Source organism: Streptomyces sp. NPDC048473, assembly GCF_043200155.1.
In the GTDB taxonomy this organism is placed as follows: domain Bacteria; phylum Actinomycetota; class Actinomycetes; order Streptomycetales; family Streptomycetaceae; genus Streptomyces.
In genome coordinates this window covers 25,618-36,256 of sequence record NZ_JBICXE010000056.1, presented here as the reverse complement: position 1 = coordinate 36,256, position 10,639 = coordinate 25,618, and the positions used below count along the sequence as shown (strand labels likewise).

The window sequence follows — 10,639 nt, the reverse complement described above, 5'->3', positions numbered from 1 at the left end:
AGCAGTTCAACACCGGCCAGAACCCAACCCAGAACCAGAACCCGAGCCATGGCGAGGGCCGGGATCGGGATCGGGATCGGGGGCAGGGGCTGGGGGCTCCGAGGCCGCTGCCCACCTCCACCTCGGGCTTCGGGCCCGGGGGTACGGGCGGGACCGGGGAGCGCTCGGGGAACACGGCGGCAACCGACAGTTCCGTACGGGACGGCAACGGCGCGTTTGGTGCTCCCGAGCGTCCCGACGGGAACGCGGTGCGTCAGGACCAGGGCACGTCCGGGGCAGGGCAGCGCCCGGACGGCGGGCCGGATGCCACGGTCACCGAGCGGGACCAGCGGGTCGCGGAGTTCACCGCGGCACAGGCACAGGTCCACGCGGCAGCACCGGCCGCACAGGGCCCGCAGGGCCAACAGGCCACGCAGGGTGCGGCGGACCGGCGGCTCGCCGACGCGGTCCAGAGGCGTGAAGATACCGTGCAGGGCCTACGTGACATCGATGTCGACCCGGACACCGGCGCCCTCGACGACCCTGGCCCGGGCCGCGCGGACGACGCCCCTGCCGGTATCGGCCGCAACGATGTCGACGCCACTGACTTGAGCGTGCCCGAGCCTGTGCCGGCCGATCGCCTGTCCACCTTCAGTCCGGAGACCGGTTCTGGTGACGATTCTGTCCTCACGGCGGATTCGGACCTGGCAGCGGTGAATCGCCCCGCCACCGTGTCGGACGACCTCGCCGGCGGGGGGCAGGGGGCACAGCATTCCCAGCCGCAGACCACCACGGCGCAGAACACCACAACACAGCCCGAGACGGCGCCGCAGCAGCCGGATCCTGTGGTGTCGGACGCGCAGCGCCTCGACGATGACGGCAACGAGATGCCGGATGTGCCGCAGGCTCCGCACGAGGACGGCCTTTTGCCACCTCAGACGCAGACGCCCGCATCGCCGTCCAAGTCCCAGCAGTGGGCCCACTTCCTGACTGAGCGGGACACGGCCTACCACGAGAAGCTGGCCGTAGAAGAACAATTGCGGCACCGCGTCGGCGACCTGATCGGCGAACTCTCCGAAGGCGCCAGAAAATTCGCGGACGAAGACCTGTTCGGAGGCCGGTTCGTACAAGAGGACGGACCCGGCCGCGAGCATGCCGAGAGGAGCTACCGCGAGGAACTGCGCACCGCCTACGAGGATCTGGCGCGGCGAGCCGGGCCCGAAGGGGTCACCCCCGAGCAGTGGCGCTCCGCCCACGACGCGGCGCGCGAGGGGATGACGCACCTCTTCGAGCGGAGTGCGCAGCGCGAACGCCATGTCGAGGTGTTCCGCGGCGACTTCGAGCGGGCACTGTCCGACTTCCGCGGTGCGGACCTGTTCGGCGGGCGTTATCTGGCGGAGGAAGTGCACCCCGTCCGTGACGCTGGGGCCGAAGAGACGGCCCGGAGCAAGGAGATCGAGCAGGAAGACCTGCTGAAGCAGGCGGAGAGCGCCGATGTCCCGCATACCCTGCATGAGATACGGGTGCGGACGCAGCTCAAGTACCTCCGTGCGGTGGACGAGATGTACCGGACGCCGGAATCCGGACCCCGCCCCGATCCGATGCGCCGCGCCGCGGAGCTCGACGAGCAGGTTGCTCGCCTCCGCACGGAACTGAGCGACGAGATAGGGCAGCTGAGCGAGCGGGAACGGCATGTGGAGCATGCCACGCGGGACTTCGACAGGGTGCTGGAGGACGACTGGCAGGAGAATCTGGCGGAAGGCGGGACGCTCAGCGAGGCGGCGGAGATCCGGGCGCGTGAAGACTTGCGGAAGGAGCTGCGTGCCGCGCATGTGGCGTTGCGTGCCTCGATGGGCGGTGACTCGACCGGGCCGTTGTTCGGGGCGCGCTGGGAGGCTCATCTCGATCGCGTGACGAGGCCGTCGGCGCTGCACGAGCGGTTCGCGTACGCGGAGTTCCGTGAGCAGCGCATGGAGGAGGCTCGCCGGGTTCTGACCGAGTCCTTCGACCGGTTCGAGGACGACTTCGCCAATGGGACCGACCTCCACGAGTCGGGCCGGGATCGGGTGAGTGAGGAGTGGGACAAGGCTGTCGAGAAGGCAGTTGACGAGGACTGGTTCGGATACCGGGGACAGCAGGACTTCCGGGTCCCGCCCGCGGCCGAGTCCTTTGATCCCGTCACCGCGCTGGATCTCGACGGGCAGCTGGACACGGGCGATACTCGTCTGCCGCGCATCGACACGCTGTCCTCCGACGGTCTGCGGTCCACCGGCTCCCGCGACTCCCGCGAATCGCTCGACGTGTCCGATACGGATTCGCTGAGCTTTTCGACGGTGACCCGTGACGAGAGGGCCGAGTCCCCGGCCGGTCAGCAGGTTCCCCCTCCCCGCCCCTGGCAGGAGATATTCCGCGAGCTGCGGGCGACCATCGAGCAGCGGCTCACGCACGAGTCCGATTTGCAGCGTGTTCGGGACCGCTCCGCCCGGGAGTTCCACGCGCTCGTCGGCCATCCCGACAGCTTGCTCCACCGCTACGAAGTCGACCCGGAATCCGTCAAGCGGATCGGCAGGGAGTTCGGGGACGAGACCATCGTCGGCTACGACAAAGTCTGGGCACAGGGCGAACACGACAGTGAAGCCTGGCTCGCACACGAACGCCGACACGAGAACGCCTTCGAGGAGATCCTCAACACGTCCCGCGCGACGCCCCTTAACACTGGCGTCCCCCCGCGCCGGGGCGAGGACGCCGATGCCCCCGACACCGACGGCGCTGATGGCACCGACGGCACCGTCCAGGACACCGCCGACCGGGTCCGCGCCGACGAGACCACGACCACGCCTGTCCCCCTGCCGGCATTTTCCGAACCGCTGGCCAGCACTCAGCAGACCGCCACGGGGGAGCTTCGGCCGGAAAGCGAGCAGCAGCTCCTTCGGCAGCTCACCGAGGGTGGGCCGCCCCCGTACGACGGGCTCGCGCTCACTCCCGAGGGCTGGGACGCCGCCGAGCAGACCGCAGCATCGGAGCAGACCGCGGCGCATCAGGCTGCCGCACAGGAGACGCTCACGGACACCCCGCTGTGGGGCTCCGGGGAGGTGCGTTCGGACCGCTGGATTCCGTTCGGTTCCCGGTCTGCCGGGACGACAGGACCGGAGTCGTTCAGGATCGCCGTGTCCACGGACGGCTCGCCGATCGGCGTGCGCCGCCCGGACGGCTCCGGCGAGCGGACCGATATCGGCTACGACTGGGCCTGGCACCGCGGCGACACACCCGCCGATGAGACGGTCCGCTTCACGCGGCGGGTCCACCTCCAGGCGGCGGACGCCACCCTCGCCCAGCTCACGGCCCTGCGGCAGAACATCACCGGCGCCCTCGACGAGGTGATCAACGAGAAGCGGTACCGGCTGCCCCGGCTGCAGCCCGACCTGATCAACGGCCCCCAACTGCCGGGCCCTGTCCTGCACGTCACCGCGGAGTTCGTTGACACCAGAGAGGCCGCCCACACGGTCGTCCAGGTGCGTGACGGGCTTCCGGCGGACCGTTCCATGCTCCAGGGGGTTTGGTTCACCAGAGTGCATCCGGCGGCATACGTGCATGAACTGGTGCACGGTCTCGGTGTCCGTGACGACATGCCAGACGCACGCGTGCTGCTCACCCCCGGAGGGCGTGGTGAGCAGATCGTCGCCGACGGCGATTCGAGCCTGATGGGCCCGTTCCACGATCGGACGGGGCCGCCGCGCTTTGTCCTCTCGCCCGACCACCTCCAGCAGATCGCCGATGTCCTCGCGCCGTACGTCCACGCGGGCGGCCCGATTGCGGCGCAGCGGGCGCGGAGCGCTCCGGAGCGGCCGCGCGACGCGGTCGACACGGAGTCCGCGGTCGACTACAGCCTGATCCACGAGGACGACACCGACATACGGGAGAGCCGCCCCCGTGAGCCTCTGTGGCGCTTCTCGAACGATGCTCCCGAATGGGTCTTCGCCGATGGCTTCGTGGCCAACGACGTCAACCAGGTCGTGGGTCTGACCGACTGGGTCTTCATGAACCCCCCGGCGCAGTTCGTGTCCACCACCCGGAACCCCGAGCTGTGGTTCAAGGGGAGGCGTTTCCGCTACCGGATCGACCCGTTCCGTAACCGTGACAGGACCGGCGTCGACATTAACGCCACTTTCAAGGCGCGAGAGGACTGGGCCGAGGAGTTCAATGAGGAGGAGAATGAGGTGGCGTTCACCGGGACCCTGGATCCGGCGGCCGTCGTCAGCGTCTACGACCGGACCCACGACCGCACCGGCACCTGGGACGCGGACTCCGAAACCGTCACATGGCGGCCCGGAGGCCGCAGCGACGTGGCGGCCGAGCCGGCCGTCGACCTCGGGCCCGCAGTCGACTACTCCATGGTGCATCCGGACGACTCCGACGTCATCGTGGAGTCGCCCGTCGTGGAGGCAGGGCAGAACCCGGACATGAACACCCCGCCGCCGGTCGGATGGCAGACCGTCACCGCTCCTGTCATCGCCGCCGACACCCGCCTGCCCGCGGACTTGACCGCTGCCGTCGCACTTGAACTGCAGCGCACCCCTGGCTGGGATCGGGAGCAGGTCGATACGGACGAGGTGATGCGGCTGCATGGCGAGCTGTCCGCCACCGATCTCCGGCGGGTGGTGCACGACCGGGCCGCGATCATCGCGCAGACCATGCTGTGGGGCGAGAGGGCCGGGCTCGACGGCGGAGCCAAGAAGAAGAACAAGAGCGGGGCGACGGGCGGCCAGCAAAGGGGCGACGCCTCGGCCCAGGTTCCTGCTCAGGAACAGTCCCAAGCGCGAGTCCGGACGCCAACCCAGGAACCCTCCTCCACACCCGCGCCGGTCTCCGAGGCGACCGTACAGGCCGTGCGGAACGCCGCCTGGGAGCTGCGAAGCAACCCGACCACGCAGCGGCGCAACCAGATCGCCTCGGTCACACTTGACCTGCTGCCCAAGATAGCCTACCCGGCCGACCGCCCGGTCGCCGAGCTCGTCAGCGTCGTCGACTGGCTGTTCAGCGAGAGCAGTGAACTGCAGGACCGGCTGCTGAACCACCCGCATATGGTGTACGCGCTGGTCCAGCAGCCCCTCGTGTCTAATTTCTTCGAGGAAAACCCCGCGCTCGTGGACCGGCTGAGCAGTGCCCCCGGAGTGCTGGAGGGACTGGTCTCGGCAAGCTGGGACTGGCACGCGAGGCAGACCCCAAAAACCGCCGAGATATTCGGCAGGGAAGACGTTCTGCGGGGACTCGAGTCCGACCCCGTCCTGCGCATGTCCTCCTTCGAATACGCCCATTTGCTGCAGAATCTTGATGGACGCCTGGATATTTTCCGAGAGGTGTTGAAACTCAGCGCGAGCATCCGCCACCTGGTTGACGACATTCCGATATTCGGGACCGCCCTGCTGTCCATCGAGAACCCGACCGAGGCACTGTGGCGCCTGGGCAGCGAGGCCGGCCTCGTCTCGGCGATGGTGACCCAGGCATCCCGCAACCGAATAGGCCCCGTTGAATTCTACCAGAGCCTTCTGGAGGACGACCGGTTGAGGTCACTCCTCAGGAAGTTCCCCGAGCAGCACAATGTGCTCCTGTCGGACCCGCGGCTACTCGGCACCGTGGGCACCAACTCCCGTTCGGCGGAAATTCTCCAGCAGTCCTCGACTTTGACCGATGTACTGGAGGACATACCTGAAATTGCCGTCAGGCTGATGTCCGACGAGCGACTGATCAGCGCCGCGGTGCAGAACAAGATGGTGGCGGTCGCGCTCTCGTACAACCCGCGCCGCTACGACGGACTCGAGGGCGACCAGCTGCTCGCGGAGCTCGAGAAGACCGAGGACCCGGCACCTCGGGCACGGGCTGTCCCACAGCAGCTCACGCTTGAGACTGTCCAGCAGGCAAGGGTCCCCGCTCTGTTGCAGTACATCCGGGCGAAGAGCCCCGCGGTCGACGCGGTCTTCACCAACCGTGAGGACAGGGCTGTCGTGATGAGCCTGTTCGCGCACGAGGACCTGGTGCGTATCCTGGCGCGCCACCCGGAGTTCATCGACCTGCCGCACGTGCTTCGCCGGATCCTCGATCCGAGGATGGGCGACATCAGCCTTCCGAAAGACGACTTCGCCGCCTTCTCGGGGCTCAAGGCCGCCTCGCGCCACGATGACCTGCTCGCGCTGTACCAGGACGCGACCATGGAGGACCAGCGGCGGCTTTTCCACCAAGAGCTGGTGAGTTCGCCGCAATTGCAGTCGCGTGTGTACCGCAGTCCGGACCTGGCGTCACTCGCCTATCACGATCTGCGTCCCCTCCGGTTGATCACGGCCCCCTTGTACGACGGCAATCCGTGGCTGGCCGGTGTGCTGGAACGTGTTCCCTTCGCCCTGGCACTCCTGAAGACCCAAGGTGAAAAGTTCACGGAAGCGGCGGTCGCGGACGAATCCGCTCTCCTGCGTCTGATATACCGGCACTCGAGCATCGCGAGGGAGCTCTCGGGGGTCCAGTGGCAGACGGTGGCGGGCCATCTGACGGCAGCGCCCAAGGTCCTTTCGCGGCTCCTTCCTCTTGCCGGTCAGGTGTCGGCCACCCACTGGAAGCGGCTCCTCATCGACGGCAGGCTGCTCAGGGCCCTCGGCGAGCGGATCGAGCAGCCGACCGCACAGGCGCTGGCCGCCCACCCCGACGTCCTGCGGGAAGCCCTCGCCCGCCCCGAGTTCGTCGACGCCTGGACCAGCCGGCCGGAGCGGTTCGACGAGCTCGCCGCCCAGACGCTCCGGGCGAGCGGCAAGAACAACGCCGGAACCGCTGTGCGCGATCTGCTCGCGGCGGTCGCGGCCACCGGGGAGCCGCAGATCACCCCCGACGGTTTCGAACTGGACGCGCAACTCGCCCCGTTCGTACGCTGGGTCGTCGCGCAGATTTCCCGAGGAGTCTCCCGCGAGAAAATCGAAGAAGCACTGCTGCAGGGCGGCGCGATCGGTGACATGGACGTGTTGTTGCGACGCTACGAGAGTGTCCTGGACAACGACCGGCTCAAGCGTGCCGTAGCGGACAACCCCTACCTCGCCCAGAAAATCTTCTTCCGGCAGGACGTACTTGAGCTGATCGAGGTCCGCCCGTCCCTTCTCGACCTTTTCGACCGTTCACCCGAGGTGCTGCGCCAAGTGGCGCGCGTGAACGGCCTGCCCCGCCTGCTGACCCGCGACGACGACGCGTTCGGGCTGTTCGTAGAGAGAGTCGATATGCGGGACAACTACGAAGAGCTCTGGGTCCGGGAGGTGGAGCAGAACCCCCAGTACACCCAGGCGTTCCGCCTCCGGTGTAATCAGTTGCTGCTCTCGAACGCCGGTCACATCCACAGATTCGTGATCCGCAACGCGTACGCGGCGAAGGCGGTCGTCGAGCGCGTGGAGACCTTCGGGGTCATGATCGAGTCCCCGCAGCTGCTCCAGAGACTGACCACCTCGCCGGACGACGTCGTACGCGCCGCGATGGCGACCCACAGACGGCTGACCGAATCGGCGGCCGACCCCGAGCTGCTGTCCGCACTGGCGGCCGTGCCCGGACTGGCCAACGTCCTCGGCGACCGGCCGGAGATCGCGGCGGACCCCGGACAGTGGAAGCAGTTGCTCGGAAACATCGCCCTGATGCGGCAGTTCCTCCGGCATCCCGCACTGATGGAGGAGGTCCTTGCCCCGGCCCTGCTGCCCGCGGCACTGGCGGCCCCCGACTTCGTGGGCGCGCTGGCCGCCACGGCCGACGGCGTCCGCCGCGGGCTTACCGGCCGGGCTGTGGTGGAGCTGGTCCAGAGTCAGCGTCAGCCTCGACTGGCCACCGAGCTCGTCGGGAACGAGGCGCTGCGGGCCGCGGTGGCCGGTCTGCGCGGCATGCCGGAACTGCTGCGGGCCCGCCCCGAGCTCCTCGACGCGTTTCTGGACCGTTCCGAGCTCCTCGACGCCGTACGGGCCAACAGGACGCTCATCGACGACGCCCACCGGCAGACCCTGGTTTGGCAGGTCGTCCAGCGCCATCCCGCGCTGGCCCAGTTCCTCAACCGTTCTCTCAGGAACGCGATGCAGCGCTACCCCAGCGTCGCGAGGGCCCTCATCGAGCACGAGGGCGAACTTTCTCCTGAGGGCGCCGAGACTTTGAGGCGGGCGGTCACCCGCAATGGGGTCGCCCAGCTGCTCGCGGCGCACAGCCGCTTCGCGAAGGCGTTCCTGGTAAGCCACTCCTGGCAGAACCGGGCGGCCGAGGACACCGAGTTCAGTGCGGCGGTGCGCCGTCTGTCCGAGACCCAGGCACCACGGTTCAGGGAGCTGGTGGCGGACCCCGACGACACCCGGCTGCTTGCCGCGGTGGACGAGTTGCAGAACGTGGATCGGGGGGCGGGCGCGGGGTGGATCCGCCCGGTCCCCTCTCGGACGGCCACTGCCGCCGGGGCCCGAACGGAGCGGGCCCCCATGGGCCTCCCTGTCGTCGAGGCCGGGACTTCGGGGCCGGAACGACCTGCCTCGCTGACGCAGAGCGTGGCGCCGCTGCCTCACGAACTCACGGACCTGCTGGCTGGTCCGCGGGGGGAGGGGATCGGGGCCGAGATGACGCGCCACCCCGAGCTGCTGCCCCTGCTCACCGCGGCGCCCATGGCGGCCGAGGAGATCAGGCAGAACCCCGAGCGGCTCGACGCGTACGTCTTCGAGAACTTCCTCGACCGTGACGCCCCCGCGGACTCGTTCGACCGGCAGTTCGACTCCTTCCTCGAGTCGGTCGACATCGCCCCCGGGGAGTACTACGCAGCGGTCAAGGCGGCCGCGGGCGTGATGTGGCGCACCATGGTGGCTGACCGGGAGAGCCGGCTGTCCGCCCAGCGCGAGGAACAGTCGCAGCGCTTCGCGGCGTTCCATCCGAACGCCGCGGACACCTGGCATCACAGCGGCCGGGTCCGCTACGCGGGACGCCTCGGCCCCGGCGACTTCACCCCTCTGCAGCACGAGGTCCTGGACCGGATCGCCACCTGGGCCACGGGCGTACGGGAGGCCCCCGGCACACGCCGGGTCAACGCGCCCCTGCACGCCCATCTGGACTCCGGCAGCGGAGGTGCGGCGTTCATCTTCGCGCTCGCGCCGGACGGGCAGGTGGACACGGTCGTCTACGCGAAGAGCAGCGCCCGGCAGGACAACAGCTACCGGTGGGGCAACAGCGGCCAGTACAGCGACGGCCCGCCCGGTCTTGACATGGTGGCCAATGACGCCGCCCTGACGGAGTCCAGGGGTCTCGTCGACAGGCGGGCCACGTTGGCGGAGCAGACGTCCGGGCCGGTCGGGCAGGCCGCCGGAGGCGCGGTGCGCGGTGCGCGCACCGCCGCGGTGGAGCGGGACGTCGTGGCCAGGGCGCAGGGCCTGGCCACGGCGGTGGCCGAGTACCACGCCGCCCTCGGCGACCTGTCCCGTCCGGGCTCCGGCAAGTCGAGGGCCGCGCGCGTCCGGAGCGCGGCAGTCCGGCTGGTCGCGGCCGGTGCGGGACTGCGCGCGCGGGGCTCGGACGTGTTCACCCGAGCCCTGGAAGTGCTCCCACAGAAATTCGCGGAGGAGGCAGGCACGCTCCTGAGCCAGGCGTCGTCCCAAGGCCGCAGCGCGGAAGAGCCGCGACCGGCGGCATCCGAGTACGAGCGCGGGGCCGTCGCCCTCGCTCTCGAAGTGGCGGGAGAAACCGCGGGCCGGGCCATGGCGCAGAGCCTGGCGGGGCGCCTGGAAACGGCCGGTGCGGATGTGGCCCCCGCGGTGGACTACCGGCTCGTCCACGCCGACGACGCGACGGTCATTGTGGCGAGCGCGGCGGGGGAGACGCTCTGGCGGTTCTCGGACACCGATCCCCGGGTGGGCCTGGCCCATGGGTTCGGGGCCAACGACACGAGCCGGATCGCCTCCCTCTACGAGTGGGTCAGCGACAATCCGAACGCGGGGGACGTGTCGACGCCGCGTGACCGGGAGCTGCGGTACGGGGTCAGGCGCTACCGGTACGAGATCCGCGCGGCGCTGGAGCGGCAGGACTCCGGGGACGAACTGTCGGGTGAGCAGGAGGCCGCGTTTACCGGCCGCGTCGACGCGGACGCCGTGGTGAGCGTGTACGACGCGCGGGAGCGCCGTACGGGCGTGTGGGACGCGGCTGCCGGGGCGGTGCGCTGGCAGGCCGGTGACCGGCAGGCTTCCGCCGACGCGGCCGCGCCCGTTCACCCCAGCTGGCACAGCGGCCTGGTGGCGGACGGCACGACGGACGCCTCGGCGGACAACGCGATCGACGACGGGTTCGCGGCGAATCCGCACTTCGCATCCGGCCTCGGACCGGTGTGGGGCTCTGGCCAGGTGCGCACCGACCGGTGGGTGCCGTTCGGCAGCGGCCGGGGCCGGCCGGCCAATCGCCCTGGGGCCTTCGAGTTCTCCCCGTCCGAGGACGGTAAGCGGCCCCTCGTCACCCGGCCCGCCGGTTCCGGCGAGCGGACCGAGATCGGCTACGACTGGGCCTGGCACCGGGACGACGCGGGCGACCCGGGTGTCCTGCGGGTGACGCGCCGGATCCACCTGGCGTCCTCGGCTGCGACACCGGCCGAGCTGAGCGTGCTGCGCGGGTCCTTCGCCCGGACGCTGGACCA

The 10,639-nt window shown here is 69.6% G+C and carries 1 protein-coding gene (cut by a window edge); it reads left to right on the top strand.

Annotated features, from left to right (window positions below; translation table 11 throughout):
- Window positions 1-248 precede the first annotated feature (248 nt).
- Window positions 249-10,639: the start of a hypothetical protein gene (locus tag ACGFU7_RS41950; protein ID WP_393703438.1), read on the top strand. 17,623 nt of this gene lie beyond the right edge of the window; only the first 10,391 of its 28,014 coding nucleotides appear in the window; it begins with the start codon at window positions 249-251; the stop codon falls past the right edge of the window.